A 15581-nucleotide genomic window follows, 5' to 3' on the forward strand; every position below is an offset into this window, starting at 1 on the left:
AGGTAGAGGAGAGATGTGTCTTGCGGTACCGGCCGAAGTGCTGGAATTGAAGGAAGACGAAATCGCGCTGATAGAGATAGGCGGCGTGCGTAAAGACGTCAGCGTGATGCTGGTCGATGATGTGAGGGTAGGGGATTACGTACTGGTCCACGCCGGCTTCGCCATCGAGAAGATAGACGAGCATGAGGCGCACAAGACCCTGGAGCTGCTCACCGAATTCGCCCGGCTGCAGGACGAGTGACGGGGCCGGGTGGAGGGGTCCTATGAGATACATCGATGAGTTCCGCTCCCCCGGACTGCTGCGGGGGCAACTGGAGATGATAGAGGAGATGGGCTCGAACATCTCTATCATGGAGGTGTGCGGGACCCACACCATGGCCATCTCCAGGTCGGGACTGCGGCCACTGCTGGCCCCCCGGGTAGAGCTGGTCTCGGGTCCGGGATGCCCGGTGTGCGTGACCGCCGCCGACGACATCGCCAGGGCCATCGCTTTCGCTGGACTCGAGGGCGTGGTCCTCACCACCTTCGGGGACATGATGCGCGTGCCGGGTCCCCGGGGGACGCTGTCGGAGGCGAACTCGCGGGGGGCCTCGGTCAGGGTCGTGTACTCCCCCCTGGAGGCCCTGCGCATGGCGGCGGAAAGCGCACACACCAGGGTGGTCTTCCTCGGCGTGGGGTTCGAGACCACCGCTCCCGCCGTGGCGGCCTCCCTGGTGCAGGCCAGAAGGAAGGGGATCGACAACTTCTTCGTCCTCAGCCTGCACAAGCTGGTGCCGCCCGCCCTCCGGGCCCTGCTCGAGATGGAGGGGTTCTCCATCGACGCCTTTCTCCTGCCCGGACACGTCAGCGCCGTCCTGGGCTCCCAGGCCTATTCCTTCCTCAGTGAGGACTACGGTATCCCCAGCGTGATCGCGGGGTTTGAGGCCTCGGACATCCTGCGCTCCATATATGTCCTCATGCGCATGAGGGAGGAGGGCGCGGCGGTGGAGATCGAGTACTCCCGCGCCGTGAGGCCGGAGGGCAACCGCAAAGCCCGGGAGGTGATGGAGAGCGTCTTCGAGCCGGTGGACGCGGAGTGGAGGGGACTGGGGACCATCCCCGCCAGCGGCCTCGCTCTGCGGGACGAGTTCCGCGACCACGACGCCGGCGCCTGGGAGGTGGAGCTGCCCGCCACGGCCCGCGATACGGGATGCCGCTGTGGCGACATCCTGTGCGGCAGGATAAAGCCCATGCAGTGCCCGCTCTTCGCCCGTTCCTGCACGCCCGAGAACGCGGTGGGCCCCTGTATGGTCTCCACCGAGGGGACGTGCGCCTCCTATTACCTCTACGACTACCGGGAGGGGGAGAGACTTGACGGGTAAGGTCGTCACCATGGCCCACGGCGGAGGCGGCTCCCGCATGCTGGAGCTTCTGGAGGAGGTGGTCTTCCCCGCCTTCGGCGAGCCGATCCTGGCGGCGGCGGAGGACGCGGCGGCGGTCTCTCTCCCCGGCGACCGCGTCGCCTTCACCACCGATTCCTTCGTGGTCAAACCCGTCTTCTTTCCCGGCGGGGATATAGGGAAACTGGCCGTTTGCGGGACCGTCAACGACCTGGCCATGCGGGGCGCGAGGCCCCTCTATCTCACCATGGGCCTCATCCTGGAGGAGGGGCTGGAGTTCGCGGTGCTCGAGAGGGTGCTCGCTTCGGCGGTCTTCTGGTCCAGGAAGGCCGGGGTAAGAGTGGTGGCGGGAGATACCAAGGTGGTCGAGAAGGGGGCGGCGGACGCCATGTACATAAACACCTCGGGCCTGGGGGTCATCCAGGCGGGGAGGGAGGTGTCCATCCGCGGGGCGGAGCAGGGTGACGTGCTTCTGGTCAGCGGCTTCCTGGGAGACCACGAAGCCGCGGTCCTCAGCGTCAGGGAGGGCTTGGACTTTCAGGTGGACGTGGATTCCGACTGCGCTCCCCTGCATGGCCTGGTGGAGGTCATGCAGGGGGCGGGGGCTGTGCACGCCCTGCGCGATCCCACCCGCGGTGGCCTGGCAGCGTCCCTCAAGGAAATGGCCACCTCCTCCGGTATGACCATCGAACTGGTCGAGGAAGACATCCCGGTGAGGGAAGCGGTGAAGGCCTTCTGCGAGGTGCTGGGCCTGGACCCGCTGCTCCTGGCCAACGAGGGAAGGCTGGTGGCGGCGGTGCCGCCGCACGATGCGGGGGAGGTGCTCGCGGCCATGCACGATCATCCCCTTGGCCGTGACGCGGCGGTTATCGGGCGCGTCATCGATGGGCGCAAAGGCGAGGTGAGCCTGCTCACCCCCCTGGGTTCACACCGACTGCTGCGCATGCCCTCCGGCGAGCTTTTCCCGAGGATCTGCTAGGTCTCAATCCGCGGCGCAGCCCAGGGACGACTGCGCCGAGCGCCAGGACTGGCCGGCGGCGTTCCAGTACATCGCCCTCTCCGCCACCACCGGCACATCCGAGACCACTTTCGTCGCCACGCTCCAACTGCCGGGCAAGGTCTCCGCCACGGATACGGTGCTGCGGCTGCGCGCCGCCATCTCCAGCAGTGGCCCGTCCACCGGACCGCCGGGCGTCATGTAAGTGAGCCTGACCTCGGCGGGTCCGCCGTTCGGGTTCTGCACCAGGATCCAGGTATCGAATGACCCCTGGGCGTCGGCGCCGGTGGATCCCTCGGCCAGCAGCCACTCGTTGCGCGGGGAAGTTGCCCCGATGGAGGCATGGGCCGCCTGGCGGTAGGTCGCGGTGTTCCAGTAGGTGGCCCTCTCGACCACCACCGGCCCATCCGCTTCCACGAAGGCGGAGACGTCGAACTCGCCGGGCACGGTATCCCCCATGTAGACCGTCGCCCGGCTGAAGGGTGCCACCGTCACATCCGGCCCCTCCACCTGCCCGTACGGGAGCTGGTAATATATCTTCGCCTGCACCGAGTGTTCGGAGGGATTAGCGATGAGCACCCACGTCTCCAGGCTGCCCCGGGCATCGGTACCCGTGGAGCCCTCGGCCAGGTACCACTCGCGCGACGGTCCCGAGGTCCCGATGGAATTGCTCGCAGCCTGGCGGTAGACCTCCCCGTTCCAGTAGGTGGACCGCTCCGCCGCCACCGGCACGTTGCTGCTGATGGCGGTGGACACGCCCCATTCCCCGGGCACGGTATCGGCCACGCTCACCGTCTGCCTGGTGCGCGGCTGCAGCTCGAGGTGTGGCCCCGCCACGGCGCCACCTCCGGTCATGTAGGTGATGTTGACGTCAGCCACCTTGTCGGTGGGGTTCTGCACCAGCACCCAGGTCTCGAAGGACCCCCTGGCCTCGGCGCCGGTGGAGCCCTCGGCCAGGAACCAGTCGCGGGAGAGGTGGTCCAGCCCGATGGAGCCACCCGCGCTCTGCCGGTAGGCGCTCCCGGAGCTCCAGTACATGGCCCGCTCCGCCACCACCGGCGCGCTGGCCTCCACCCGGGTGGAAACGCTCCACTCATTCGGGACGCTGTCGGCCACGTTCACCGTCAGCCTGCTCTCGCCGGCCATGGTGATCTGCGGGCCGGCCACCTCGCCGCCCGGGGTCATGTAGGTGATGGTAACGTCGGCGGTGCCGGCGTTGGGGTTCTCCACCAGCACCCAGGTCTCGAAGGAGCCGGCGGCGCCGCTCCCCGTCGAGCCCTCCGGGAGGTACCAGGTGTTGGGGGAGGTAACCACGAAGCCGCCGGGCAGCCTGCCCTCCAGGCCGTTGGCGTTGCGGGCGACAACGTCGTAGATGCCCGCATCAGCCCCCGCCAGGTCGAAATCACATGTCGCCTCGTATGGGGACTTGACGGAGACGTTGGTCGCGTCGATGTGTACACCGTCCTTCTCCAGCCAGACCTGCATGCCCTCCCAGAAGAAGCTGCCCGCCAGGTCGGTTATGCTCGTGACCCCGGTGTCGGGCGCCGTGTGCGGAGATATCGAGAAGAGCGAGGGGCAGGTGCTGCGCTGGATGGTGCTGATGTATCCCACCGTCCAGGTGACCTGACCGTCCACGGTGTCCATATCGAAGAGGACGGTGCGGTGGAAGTTCTTGCCCGTGTTCCAGTTCTTGCCGCCGTCGCCCGTGTAGATGACCGTGGTGGGTTCGGTGTAGGCGTCGCCCCGCGCGCCGCAGGCCCAGATGTTCTCGCCGTCAACGGTGGCCATGCGGAAGAGGTTGCCGTTGGCCGATACGCGGACATCCACGAGCTTCCAGCTCTCCCCGCCGTCGGTGCTCTTGTACAGGTACTCGAAGCTGTCCAGCGCAGCCACGGTGGTCACCAGCGCCAGGCAGAGGTTCTCATCGATGGGCTTGATGTCCTCCACGCATGACACGTGCTGTATCGGTACCGGCGGGGCCAGTTCCCTGCGTGACCAGGACGCGCCAGCGTCTTCGGAGCGGTATATATAACCCTTGAAGAGGCCCCCGGCCTCCTCGACCGCTCCGAACCAGACCATGGCGCCGCCCATGGTCGTGATTGCGGAGACGCTGGCTCCGGCCAGTTCCAGGTCGGCCGTCCAGGTGCCGCCACCGTCGACGGTATGCAGTACGAATCCGTTATCCTGGTCGCTGCCGCAGGCCCAGGCTTCGCTGCCGCTGACCGCGGCGACGCGGTTGAGATCGGCGTCGGTGCCCGATACCTGCGGGGTCCAGGTGGTGCCGTAGTCGGCCGTCTTCACGATGGTGCCCTCGTCGCCGACGGCCCACGCGGTGGAGGAGTCGGCGGCGTCCACGCTGGAGAGCGTCTTGTTGACATGGGAAGACTGCTCTACCCAGGTCCTGCCGCCGTTAAAGGTCCGCAGTATCGTCCCGGCGGTTCCCACCGTCCACGCCCCCCGCGCGTCGACGGCGCAGACGCCGCTGAGGGTCTCCCTGGTCCACACGGTGTCGGAGCGGACCCAGCTCCCCCCGCCGTCTACGCTGCGCAGCAGGCCGCCGTCGACGGTGCAGGACCATATGGTGTCCGCGCCCGCGGCGCCGATGGAGGTGACGTTGCGCTCCCCCTCGAGCTGTGGGGGGTCGATCCGCGTCCAGTTCTGCCCCCCGTTGCCCGTCACGGCCATGTAACCGGCCTCGCCACTAAGGGTGCCGGATACCCATCCGTGCTGCGCATCACTGAAGGACATCCCGTAGAGTTCGGCGTTGACGCCCAGGTCGGCGAAGTCCCAGGTGTTTCCCCCGTTATCCGTGCTGAAGAATTCGCCACTGTCCCCGGCGGCGTAGACGTGGTCCAGGTCGAAGGCCTTGATGCGGGTGAGGGTGCAGTTGGTCCCGACCGCTGGGTCCCGCGGAGTCCAGGTGGCGCCGCCGTCCGTGGTCACCGCCGCCGTTCTGCCGTTGCCCGCTACCCATGCTTCCTGATTTCCCAGGGCTGAGACCGCGGTGATGTCCTTCGCAGCCCCCGGCAGCGGGCAGGGGGTCCAGTTGCCGCCGCCGTCGGAGGTTCGGTAAACGCTGTTATCCTGCCCGACGACCCAAGCCACGTTGCGGTTGAGGGCGGAGATGCCCAGGAGGCGGAAGCTCTGCATGGGCACGGCGATGCTCTTGTCCTGCCAGGTAGCGCCGCCGTCTTCGGTCAACAATACGGCGCCGCCGTCGCCGCAGATCCAGGCCACCTCGGCGTTGACCGCGCATATGTCGCGCAGCGGCGGCGCGTCCGGTGCTGCCTGCAGGTCCGACCACTGGTAGTCCCAGGTGGCGCCACCGTCGGCGGTCTTGACGATCAGCCCGCCCAGGGACACCGCCCAGGCGGTGTTCGCGTCGGCCGCCGCAAGCACCGGCCAGTCACTTGTGGGCAGCGGGTCCTGGTAGAAGAAATCGGGGCAGGGCGCGTCCGCGCCGTCGGCCGCGCCCCCCATGGCGGTCATGGCCAGCACGAGGTTCAATACGGCAAGCACGATCAGGATTGCCCTCAAACGTCCCATCATTCCACCCTCCCATCGATTTCCGTATTAGGGGTCAGGTCTTGGATTTTGGATACTCCGGTATGTTTGCCAAATGGCCCGAGTTTCAGGCATATCAATCAGGCAATTTACCTCCATACCCATATTATGGTATCCAAAATCCAAGACCTGACCCCTTACTTCTTCGCCTGCTCCCAGATCTTTATCCATTCGTCCTCGGGGAACTCCGCGTACTGCACGATGGTACCCATGGCCTCGCGGGGATGGATATAGCACTCCTTCCAGAGCGGGTTTTCGGTGTTGATGTCGAAGGGGTTAAGCCCCTGGGAGCGCAGGTGCGCGATCATCTCCTCGATGTCTCGCACCTTGAAGGTGAGGTGGTGCACTCCCTCGCCGCGCTTGTCTATGAAGCGGTTTACGAAGCTGTCGGGGTCGTCGGCGTATATCAGCTCGAGCATACTCCCCGAGCCCAGGAGGAAGGAGGTGAACCTGAAGCCGCCCCACTCCATGTCGAAGACCTCCTTGGCGCCCAGCACGTTGGTGAGGTAGGCGGCGGCTTTTTCCTTGTCCCTCACCGCGAATGCGACGTGGTCCAGTTTCTCCACCAGGTCCATACGGCTCCCTCCTTATTAATGGGGTCAGGTCTTGGATTTTGGATACTCCGGTATGTTTGCCAGATGGCCCTGAATACGGGCCTATAAACCAGGAGTTTTATTTCCGTAACCATATTATGGTATCCAAAATCCAAGACCTGACCCCCTAGGAATAGTCATGGACGAGCTTGACGGCCGAAACCATGATCACCGGCATGGTGGTGAAGAAGCCGATGAGCGCGACCTGGTTCATGCCGTCGTAGGCCCAGTTCATCTCCAGCGCCAGGAGGATGATAGCAAAGGAGATATAAATATAGACCAGGAGGGGCACCACGTTGACCAGGCTGCCGTTCACGCGGTTCTTCCTCTGGAAGAAGAGCATGAAGATGAAGACCACGAAGAAGGGGGCCAGCCACCACCCCACGAAGTTGCCGATGGGTATCCCGGGCATGCCCAGGCCGGGTCTGCCGGGCAGCTCCCTCAGGTAGGGGCCGCCGCCTGTCCAGTACCACCATGGATCCTTGCCGGTGACCGTCGTCCAGATCCCCGAAGACGCCATGGGGTCAACGATGAGGTCCCAGGCCGCCACCAGGGTCGCCGTGCAGGCCGCTACCAGGGCCGACCAGACGGCCTTTCCCCACCAGGTACGGGCCCCGACCCTGCCCCCCGCTCCCACCAGCCAGTCCACGATCATGAAGGAGGCGTAGATCACCATCGACCAGGTTATGGAGATGATGACCGGGACGCCCCCGATAGCCGGACCCAGGGTGCCGGTGTACTTGTAGTCTCCGAAGAACAGGCCCCAGTTGTGGCCGAGGAACTCGCAGAACCAGCTGATGAGGATGGACAGGATGAAGAAGGCCGCCGCCGGCCTGTCCCCCTTGACGACCACGGCGTTCCAGATGCAGATGACCAGCATGGAGGCCATTGCGTAGGAGAGTAGACAGACGTTCAAGGGGGGACTGTGCTGTCCCCAGGCGATGAGATGGGCGACGGCAGCCGAGGCGATGTAGAGGAGTATCAGCGCAAGCATGGCCTGGTGGGAGCGTGGCATCTTTCTCCAGGCGCCCGCCATGGATACCCGTTCCCTCTCCCCGGACTTCTCATTCCCTTCCAAACCCGCCTCTTCCTCTCTATGGGGTCAGGCCTTGGACTTTGGATACCAGGGTATGTATGCATAAAGACCAGAAATAACAGGCCTATCTATAAGGTAATTTACATGTAATGGCATATTATGGTATCCAAAATCCAAGACCTGACCCCTCACGTGTAGTCCCTGGCCAGCTTCACCGCCGAGACCATGATCACCGGCATCATGGTGAAGAAACCGATGAGCGCAACCTGGGTCATGCCGTTATAGGTCCAGTTCATCTCGAGCACTACCATGACGACGATGAAAAATATGTAAAAATATACCATGAGGGGCACGATGTCGAGGAGGGTCCCGCTGACGCGGTTCTTCCTCTGGAAGAAGAGCATGAAGACGAGGACCATGAAGAAGGGGGCCAGCCACCACCCCACCATGTTGCCTATGGGTATCCCGGGCATGCCCAGGTCCGGCTTGCCGGGCAGCTCCTTAAGATAGGGGCCACCATGGAACCAGTACCACCAGGGATCCTGGTGTCCCGCGGTCCACCACACCCCGGACGAGGCCATGGGGTCCACCATCATGTCCCAGGCGCAGACCAGGGTGGCCGTGGCCGCTGCCACCAGGGCCGACCATAGTGTCTTTCCCCACCAGGTGCGGGCGCGCACCTCGCCCCGCGCGCCCACCAGCCAGTCGATGAGCATGAAGGCGGCGTAAACGATATAGGCCCAGGTGATGGAGATGAGGATGGGGACCCCGCCGATGGCCGGCCCCAGGCTCTCGGTGTAGTTGTAACGGCCGAAGAACCAGCCGTAGTTGTGCCCGATGAACTCGCAGGACCAGCCGATGATGATGCAGATGGCGAAGAAAGCCACCGCCCGCGTCGTGCCCTTCACTACCACGGCGTGCCAGACGCAGATGGCCAGCATGGAGAGCATGGCGATGGCGACCCAATATACCTGCAGCGGTGCCTCGTGGCGGGCCCAGGCGATGAGGTGGACGACGCAGACCGAGAGGATGAACAGTGGGAACAGGGCCACCATCACCCTGTGCGATGCCGGCATCTCCTTCCATGTCTTCACGATGGAGACCCGTTCTCGTTCCTCGATAAGAGCGTTCTCCTCCATGCCGTCCCTCCCCATGACTAGGATATCCCTGCCTCGTACTCCCTAACAATATTCAGCCGCGGCGGACCAAACACCTTTGAACCCCGTTTGCGTGCGTGGGCGTAGAAACGGCATGGAAATGGGCATATTAGAGGTTGTCCATACGCAAGACCGTCGAAGGGAGGATGCGGCCATGAAGGTGATGATAGTATTGAACGACGCTCCATACGGCAGCGAGAAGGCCTTCAACGCCCTGCGCCTGGCCTTGTTCCTGCAGAAGGAGCAGAAAGACCTGGACCTGAGGATATTCCTGCTGCAGGACGGCCCCTACTGCGCTCTGCCCGGCCAGGCTCCTCCCACCGGCTTCTACAACGTGGAGGAAATGCTCGCGCGGGTGATCGAGGGCGGGGCGGTGGTGGAGGCGTGCGGGACCTGCGCGGGGGCCCGGGGGCTGAAAGGACTGCCGCTTGTCAGGGGCGTGAAGATAACCTCCGCCAAGAGGATGGCGGAGTGGACCGCCGACTCCGACCGGGTCATCACCTTCTAGCCTCCAGGGCCGCCGATCCAATCCCGCGTTGGGGCGGCCAGCGCTCCGGAGAGCCGTTCCCGCCCGGGTCGAGGCGCGGGCGGTATCATGTCCAGGGCGGGATCGCCCATCATTCCCGGGGAGAGAGCGGCGCTGTCGACGGGAGGACGGGGATGGAGACCTGAGAGACCTGCGAGGACCGCCCCTGGTGGATCGTGGCCGCAAGTGACCTGGTCGCGCAAGCCATATACGGTCTGGGCGCTTACCTCGTCTGTCGGCTGGGATGGACCTGGATGGTCCTCCGCCTCGCCTATGCCCCATCCTGAAGGTCAGGCTGCTGGGGCGGCGCGCTCCTCGCTGGCCTGCGTACGCTGCCATCAGCGCGAACAGGGCTGTCCCGCGGAACGGCTGTTCGATCGCACCGAGGCCCGGGAAGGGTGGAAGGGCCGGTCATCCCTCGGGCTGCTCGGGCTGCTGCTCCAGGTACTTCATCAGCTGCATGGTGAGCATGTAGGACTGGTTGCGGTTCTCCATCATCAGGGCCTCGTCCATGCTCGCGGCGTTGAGGCCGGCGTTGAGGGCCTCCTTGGTCAGGTGCAGCGCGAAGGGGCTCTTGTACGCGAGGTTCTGGGAGAGCGCGCCGGCCTTGGCCAGGAGCTCATCCCTTTCGTATAGATGGTCGGTGAGGCCGATGCGGTAAGCCTCCTCCGCGGGGATGCGGTCGCCGGTGTAGCACATCTCCGCCGCTTTTCCGAAGCCCACCAGGCGCCACAACAGGTAGCTGGAAGCCAGGTCCGCCCCGCCCACCCCGATGTTGATATAGGCGGCGCAGAAGACGGCGTCATGGCTGGCCAGGCGGATGTCAGAGGCCATGGCGAAGGACATCCCGGCCCCCATGGCATAGCCGTGCACGGCGGCGATGATGGGCTGGGGGCAGGTGCGCATGAGCTTGAGGATGGTCGAGAAGCGGGCCTGCTTGCGGTAGATGTTCTCTGGCGTCATCCCCTCCTGCGAGTAGCCCTCGGTGGCGTCCTTCATGTCGAAACCCGCGCAGAAACCCTTCTCGCCCGCGCCGGTGAGGATGATCACGCTGGTGTCGAAATCGGTGTGGCGCTGCTCCCAGAAATCGATGAGTTCCTCCATCATCCGCCGGTTTACGGCGTTCACCGACTTGGGACGGTTGAGGGTCAGCGTCCCCACCGCCCCCTCCACCTCGTACAGAATCGTTTCATATTCCATAACTCCACCTCCTCGCATCGGACCAAACAATAAAAACACAAGCCGCTGGCTTGATGGCTCGGCAAGCCTTATAGTCGATAGGCCACAAGTCCGAGAACCGGGTGTCGGTCTGAAGCGAATTCGTCTGCCCTGCCGCCAGCCCGAGAACTACCGGGTCGGTCTCCGCGAGGCTTTGCGAGCGGGACCGTTACCCGGAGGCTCGGGCCGCCGAAGAAACCAGGAGCGAAGACCGTTACCACCGGGCCCGGGCCTAAAGACAATAAACAATCGGTCATGGCAATCAGTCCAGCGACTCCAGGAACGCCTGGATGGTCTGCTTTACCTGCGCCTCGGAGTAGAACTTGGGGTCCACCATGTCCGCCTCCAGGACGATGCCGCGCACCCCCGTCTCGGCGGTTATCCTGCGCGCTATCTCATACTCCCCCAGGCAGTAGGACTTGCAGGAGTGGTTGGAATGGATGACGTAGCCGTCGATGCCGTAGTCACGGATGTAGTCAACGTACATGGCCGCGCGCAGGGGCAGGCGCAGGTTGGGCATGATCATCTGGTAGCAGTCCGCGATGCTCTCCAGGGGACGCGCCACGTCGAACTCGCCCTGCCACACGTTGGTGTAGGTGTCCACGGCGAAACAGGCTCCCAAATCGGCGCAGAAATCGAAGAGATCGCGCAGCGCGTACCAGGGGGGGATGTGGTCCCAGAGCAGGCGGTACCTCTCGTCTTCCACCGCCCCCTCGCCCCGCTCCACCCTTTCGCGCACCTGCTCCAGCATCTCCTGGTAATACCTGTAGGCGGTTTCCGTACCCCGCAGGGTGACGATGAGCGCCATGTGCACGAACATGTCCGGGGAGTTCAGGGGAGAGGGGCGCGCTCGCCGCAGGCCCTGGATCTCCGTCCACAGCTTGGCAGTATCGCTGGAGATCTGCAGGGTCTCCCACAGGCGGTCGCGGTCCACCTCCCTGCCCAGGATACCGCCCAGCTCCGCGAGGATGCGCTCCAGCTGGCGCACCAGGTAGGCGCGGTCCTGCGGGGTGGGCTCTCCGGCGCAGTAGGGGGTGTCGAAGAAGAGTAGTGGCACCCCGAAGCGGCGGCTCAGCACCTCGTACCACTTGAACATGGTGCCGCAGCCGTTGTTGCACGCGAGCAGGAGGTCTGGAACCGGCAGGGCTCCCAGGGGTCCCTCCCCCCGCTCGGTGGAGGCGATGGTGCAGCGGGCGTAGGAGCAGACACAGTCGTCGAACCCCATGTCGCCGGCGGCGGAGCAAAGGTCCCCGCCCAGGTGCTGCGCTCCGATCATGGCGCCATAGTTCTCGGGGAAGATGGGGATGATGTCGGCGGCCAGCAGCAACTCCACCGGGGCGCCAGAGGTCACCCAGGCCTTGGGTTTGTCCGAGGTGAAGACATCGGTATAATAGGCGGTCATCACCTCTTTCATGGTCTTCTCGCAGGGCAGTTTCAGCCTCCTTGCCATACGCCATCACATCCCTTCCGAGAGGATCTCCGACAAGGCCTGCAAGCGCGTGCGCATCTGGCCGGAAGGCTGGAAGGGATGCTCAAGGTCCAGCCGCACCGAGGGGATGCCCTCCGCGTCCAGGCGTTTCTTCAGGCCCGGGTAGTCGAAGGAGTGGAATTCACAGAAGGCCTGCTGGGCGAAGACGACGCCCTCGGCCCCGCTCTCCCCGATGCCCCGCATCATCTCCTCCTCCCGCCGGTTGGCGGGATCGCGCTTGGTGGGGCAGGGCTGTCTGGAGAGGTAGCGTTCGGCCAGGGCGCGCAGGGGATCACCGTCCTTGGCCACCAGGCCCGCGGCGAAACGAGAGGCGGTGCAAAGGTCGTCCCATACCACCTGCATGCCGTATTCCTCCAGGAGCTCGAAGACGTCCAGTTGGGGTACCGGTCCGCCGACAACCGCGACGCGCCTGTCGCCGGCCTTTTCCTCACCGGTTTCAAGGGACGTTGCCAGGCCGAGGAAATCCTCGGGGGCGGTCAGTTGCAGGGCGAGGTAGGCGGCGTAGAGCATGCGGTCTCCCGTATTCAGCCCGCGCAGTCCTTCCAGGACGGAGCGGCAGCGGTTGTAAAGCGCGATGCTCTCGCGCAGGGCGCTTTCAGTGACGTCCCTCCCGGCAACCTCCCCGAGCGACTGCTTGAGCACCGCCAGCTCCTCCACCATGAAGTCCGCCGCCTCGGGGGTGTGGGTGGTGGTGGGGACCATGAGGCGCAGCACGCGCAGGCCAGGGGACGCCGTCTCCACCAGGTCCGATAGGTTGCGGATTGTATCGCAGGTGTGGGGCATGACCACCGCCGCGAGGTGATCGTAGGTGCCGTCCCCCAATCCTTCCAGGAGGCTGCGGGCGAAAGAACAGCAGAACGGCTGCATGTACGCTCCCGCCACGTCGCCGGGGGCGGGACCCTGCAGCATGCGCAGCGGGATCAGGCCCGCCGCGTGGATGAGTTCCACCGGCACGTAAGAGCAGAAGTAACCCACGACCTTGCCGCCCGCCTCTTTTGCGGCCCTCAGCGGGGTATGGGGGTCGCGCACGATCCCTATCATCTTCTCAGCTGCCTTCGCGTGCTCCATGATCCCTCCTTGGGTCAGGTCTTGGATTTTGGATGCTCCGGTATGTCTGCGGGATCTCTCTGAAAACAGGCCTGTCTTGCAGGCATTTTGTCCGACATACCATATTATGGGAACCAAAATCCAAGGCCTGACCCCCTAATATGAGTTTCGACCTATCCTCTACCTCTCTATCTCGAATACGCACCTGTCGGCTCCAGCGGCCCGGCATTCCACCTCGCGGGCGCGCAGCTCCTCTCCGCTTATGGCGCTGGCGTAGCCGGCCACGATCCCCGCATAGAGGTGGCAGACCGGCTCCGGTGATGGTCCCAGCCATGCCGCCTCCTGGGAGTTGGTGAGGATGACCCGCAGCGGCGTGGATTCCACCTCGAACTCCAGGTGTCCCCACCCCCCCTCGTCGGTGATGAGCCGCGACACCTCGCCCATCACTTTGAGGAAGAAACGGGCCAGAAGAGGGTCGGAGCGCACGCCGTCGATGATGGTGCTGTTCCTGATCAGGGGCACCAGCAAGGCCGGGGCCCACTGCCCGCTCTCCAGGGCGGTGGAAACCTCCCACCGGCACAGGTTGTAGCCCATCTCGTAGAGGGCCGCGCGCTTCTCCGCTGCGGGGAGCCTCTTTTCCAGCACGCGGTGCATCTGTTCGATGACCTTTGAGCCGAAGAGGATCTCCTCAACCCCGCCGATGCCGATGCGCCCGCGTCCGCGGTCCACGTCGTGCATCTCCAGGGCCCCGTGCCCCAGGAAGGCCTTGATGAGCACCATGAGCCTGCGGGAGAGGAAGGGGACCCGCGAGAGCGGCCGCAGCAGGAACCTCACCAGCAGCGGGTGCGCGTCCAGGAACTCCATTCCCGCCAGCAGTATTCTCAGTTGGGCTTTCCTAAACAACGGTCCTCCTTTTTGTGGGGTCAGGTCTTGGATTTTAGATCCCATAATATGGCAAGGCGGACAAAGTGCCTGCAAGACAGGCCTGTTTTTCGAGAGATCCGGCAAACATACCGGAGTATCCAAAACCCAAGACCTGACCCCTTATACTAATAGCTGGTTTGGTCGGAGAGCATGCGCACCAGGTCCTTCTTGACGATCTTGCCGATGGGGTTGCGCGGCAGCGCGTCCATGATCACCACCCTGCGCGGCACCTTGAAGCGGGCCAGCTTGTCCGAGAGGAACTCCACCAGCTCCCCCTCGGAGAGGGTTGCCCCTGGCTTCAGCGCCACCACCGCCACGGGTATCTCGCCCAGCCTGGCGTCGGGCTGGGGCACCAGGGCCGCCTCGGCGATGGCCGGGTGGGTGTACATCAGCTCCTCTACCTCGCGGGGGAAGACCTTCTCGCCCCCCACGTTGACCATCTCCTTCTTGCGGTCCACCATGAAGAAGTAGCCCTCGTCGTCGTAGTACCCCATGTCCCCGGTGTGCAGCCATCCTCCCCGCAGCGTGGCCTCCGTCTCCTCGGGGCGCTTGTAATAGCCCTTCATCACCAGCGGCCCCCTGATCACCAGCTCCCCCACCTCGTTCGGACCCAGCAGGTTGCCGGCGTCGTCCATGGCCCCCACCTCAACGCCGGGATGGGCTAGGCCCACGCTGCCCTCCTTGTAGGGCATGTCCATGCGCTGGATGGTGGCGGAGGCGGAGCACTCGGTGAGGCCCCACGCCTCCAGGATGGTGATGTTCAAGGCCGTCGAGCAGTCGTGCATCAGCTGCGCCGGCATGGCCGAGGCGCCGGAGATGCCGATGCGCAGGGAGGAGAGGTCGTACTTCTCCCGCTCCGGGTGGTGATAGACCATGAAGTACATGGCCACCACCATGGGCAGGAAGGTGACCCTGTACTTCTCCACCACCCGGAAGACCTCCTCGGCGTCGAAGGGGTCGAGGAGCACGAAGGAGGTGCCCACCCGGAAGCAGCACAGCATGACGGTGATGCCGTAGCCGTGGAACATGGGCACCACCATGAGGGCGCGGTCATCGTCGTTCAGTTTCAGCACCTGGATGATGGCGTCGGCGTGGAAGAAGAGGTTGCCCTGGGTGAGCATGGTGCCCTTGGGCGCCCCGGTGGTGCCGGAGGTATACAATATCTCCGCCACGTCGTCCTCGCCGACCTCCACCGGCAACAGCCGGTCGGAGCCCCCGGCCTCCACCTCGCTGAACTGCAGCCCCTCCCCGTAATCCCCGTTGACGATGAGCCACTTGAAGAGGGGCGGCTTATCCGCGATCTTCGAGAAGAACTCCGCGAAGGTGGGGGTGGCCACCAGGGCCACGGCGTCCGAGTCGCGCAGCAGGAACTCCAGCTCCCTCTCCTTGTAGAAGATGTTCACGGGCACGGCCACCGCCCCCAGGTAAGAACAGGCGAAGAAGGTGATGATGAACTCCGGGCAGTTGTTGAGCATCACCGCCACCTTGTCGCCGCGTTCCACTCCCAGGTCCGAAAGGGCGTTGGCGAAGCGCGTCACCCGCTCTTCCAGCTCCGCATAGGAGATGGGCTCATCCCGGTAGATGACCGCCGGGCTGTCGCCCATATCGGCCGCGCGCGACTGCAGCAGCTCCTTCAGGGTCAAGGCCACCA

At 64.6% G+C, this 15581-nt stretch carries 13 protein-coding genes; 4 read left to right on the top strand and 9 right to left on the bottom strand.

All coding sequences use genetic code 11. The annotated features are described in order from the left end of the window. Positions 1-13 precede the first annotated feature (13 nt). The 3 genes from AB1384_09960 to hypE are packed head-to-tail and all read left to right on the top strand — an operon-like array spanning position 14 to position 2358. A complete protein-coding gene (locus AB1384_09960) occupies positions 14-241 on the top strand; it encodes a HypC/HybG/HupF family hydrogenase formation chaperone (protein MEW6554597.1) in 228 nt (75 codons plus the stop codon). Between the two features lie 22 nt (positions 242-263). Continuing rightward, the gene (hypD, locus tag AB1384_09965) at positions 264-1361 is read left to right on the top strand and encodes a hydrogenase formation protein HypD (GenBank protein MEW6554598.1); all 1098 of its coding nucleotides are present in this window, start codon (positions 264-266) and stop codon (positions 1359-1361) included. After that, positions 1351-2358 carry a hydrogenase expression/formation protein HypE gene (gene hypE / locus AB1384_09970; protein MEW6554599.1) on the top strand — a complete coding sequence of 336 codons (1008 nt, stop codon included), beginning with the start codon at positions 1351-1353 and terminating at the stop codon, positions 2356-2358. Before hypD ends, hypE begins: the two co-directional genes overlap by 11 nt. Before the next feature lie 3 nt (positions 2359-2361). Here the strand turns inward: hypE and AB1384_09975 are convergent, their stop codons facing one another. The 4 genes from AB1384_09975 to AB1384_09990 all read right to left on the bottom strand — a co-directional run bounded on the left by AB1384_09975 (position 2362) and on the right by AB1384_09990 (position 8708). Further along, positions 2362-5925: a YCF48-related protein gene (locus AB1384_09975; protein MEW6554600.1), complete on the bottom strand. Its 3564-nt coding sequence runs from the start codon at positions 5923-5925 to the stop codon at positions 2362-2364. 152 nt (positions 5926-6077) lie between these two features. After that, on the bottom strand, positions 6078-6515 hold the full coding sequence (locus AB1384_09980; GenBank protein ID MEW6554601.1) for a VOC family protein: 438 nt from the start codon (positions 6513-6515) through the stop codon (positions 6078-6080). A gap of 145 nt (positions 6516-6660) precedes the next feature. Then, a complete protein-coding gene (locus tag AB1384_09985) occupies positions 6661-7611 on the bottom strand; it encodes a carotenoid biosynthesis protein (protein MEW6554602.1) in 951 nt (316 codons plus the stop codon). Between the two features lie 146 nt (positions 7612-7757). Then, on the bottom strand, positions 7758-8708 hold the full coding sequence (locus AB1384_09990; GenBank protein ID MEW6554603.1) for a carotenoid biosynthesis protein: 951 nt from the start codon (positions 8706-8708) through the stop codon (positions 7758-7760). A gap of 172 nt (positions 8709-8880) precedes the next feature. Between AB1384_09990 and AB1384_09995 the strand changes: the two genes are divergently transcribed. Continuing rightward, positions 8881-9234 carry a DsrE family protein gene (locus tag AB1384_09995; protein MEW6554604.1) on the top strand — a complete coding sequence of 118 codons (354 nt, stop codon included), beginning with the start codon at positions 8881-8883 and terminating at the stop codon, positions 9232-9234. 429 nt (positions 9235-9663) lie between these two features. Here AB1384_09995 and AB1384_10000 read toward each other — a convergent pair whose 3' ends face one another. The 5 genes from AB1384_10000 to AB1384_10020 all read right to left on the bottom strand — a co-directional run bounded on the left by AB1384_10000 (position 9664) and on the right by AB1384_10020 (position 15573). After that, on the bottom strand, positions 9664-10452 hold the full coding sequence (locus tag AB1384_10000) for an enoyl-CoA hydratase/isomerase family protein (GenBank protein ID MEW6554605.1): 789 nt from the start codon (positions 10450-10452) through the stop codon (positions 9664-9666). A 280-nt stretch (positions 10453-10732) separates the two neighbouring features. Beyond that, positions 10733-11920, bottom strand: a complete 1188-nt coding sequence (locus AB1384_10005) for a 2-hydroxyacyl-CoA dehydratase family protein (protein MEW6554606.1) — start codon at positions 11918-11920, stop codon at positions 10733-10735. Between the two features lie 6 nt (positions 11921-11926). After that, positions 11927-13027 carry a 2-hydroxyacyl-CoA dehydratase family protein gene (locus tag AB1384_10010; protein MEW6554607.1) on the bottom strand — a complete coding sequence of 367 codons (1101 nt, stop codon included), beginning with the start codon at positions 13025-13027 and terminating at the stop codon, positions 11927-11929. Positions 13028-13186: 159 nt separating this feature from the next. Continuing rightward, positions 13187-13909: a 4-vinyl reductase gene (locus tag AB1384_10015; GenBank protein MEW6554608.1), complete on the bottom strand. Its 723-nt coding sequence runs from the start codon at positions 13907-13909 to the stop codon at positions 13187-13189. A 146-nt stretch (positions 13910-14055) separates the two neighbouring features. Continuing rightward, positions 14056-15573, bottom strand: a complete 1518-nt coding sequence (locus tag AB1384_10020; protein ID MEW6554609.1) for a long-chain-fatty-acid--CoA ligase — start codon at positions 15571-15573, stop codon at positions 14056-14058. Between the last annotated feature and the right edge of the window lie 8 nt (positions 15574-15581).

It is taken from the genome of Actinomycetota bacterium (genome assembly GCA_040757835.1).
In the GTDB taxonomy this organism is placed as follows: Bacteria; Actinomycetota; Geothermincolia; order Geothermincolales; family RBG-13-55-18; genus SURF-21.

What these genes read in the sequence shown, in the direction of transcription:
- AB1384_09960 (MEW6554597.1), top strand. Translation starts at nt 14, where the DNA reads ATGTGTCTTGCGGTACCGGCCGAAGTGCTGGAATTGAAGGAAGACGAA.
- AB1384_09995 (MEW6554604.1), top strand. Translation starts at nt 8,881, where the DNA reads ATGAAGGTGATGATAGTATTGAACGACGCTCCATACGGCAGCGAGAAG.
- AB1384_09990 (MEW6554603.1), bottom strand. Translation starts at nt 8,708, where the DNA reads ATGGAGGAGAACGCTCTTATCGAGGAACGAGAACGGGTCTCCATCGTG.
- AB1384_09980 (MEW6554601.1), bottom strand. Translation starts at nt 6,515, where the DNA reads ATGGACCTGGTGGAGAAACTGGACCACGTCGCATTCGCGGTGAGGGAC.
- AB1384_10005 (MEW6554606.1), bottom strand. Translation starts at nt 11,920, where the DNA reads ATGGCAAGGAGGCTGAAACTGCCCTGCGAGAAGACCATGAAAGAGGTG.
- hypD (MEW6554598.1), top strand. Translation starts at nt 264, where the DNA reads ATGAGATACATCGATGAGTTCCGCTCCCCCGGACTGCTGCGGGGGCAA.
- AB1384_10000 (MEW6554605.1), bottom strand. Translation starts at nt 10,452, where the DNA reads ATGGAATATGAAACGATTCTGTACGAGGTGGAGGGGGCGGTGGGGACG.
- AB1384_09975 (MEW6554600.1), bottom strand. Translation starts at nt 5,925, where the DNA reads ATGATGGGACGTTTGAGGGCAATCCTGATCGTGCTTGCCGTATTGAAC.
- AB1384_10010 (MEW6554607.1), bottom strand. Translation starts at nt 13,027, where the DNA reads ATGGAGCACGCGAAGGCAGCTGAGAAGATGATAGGGATCGTGCGCGAC.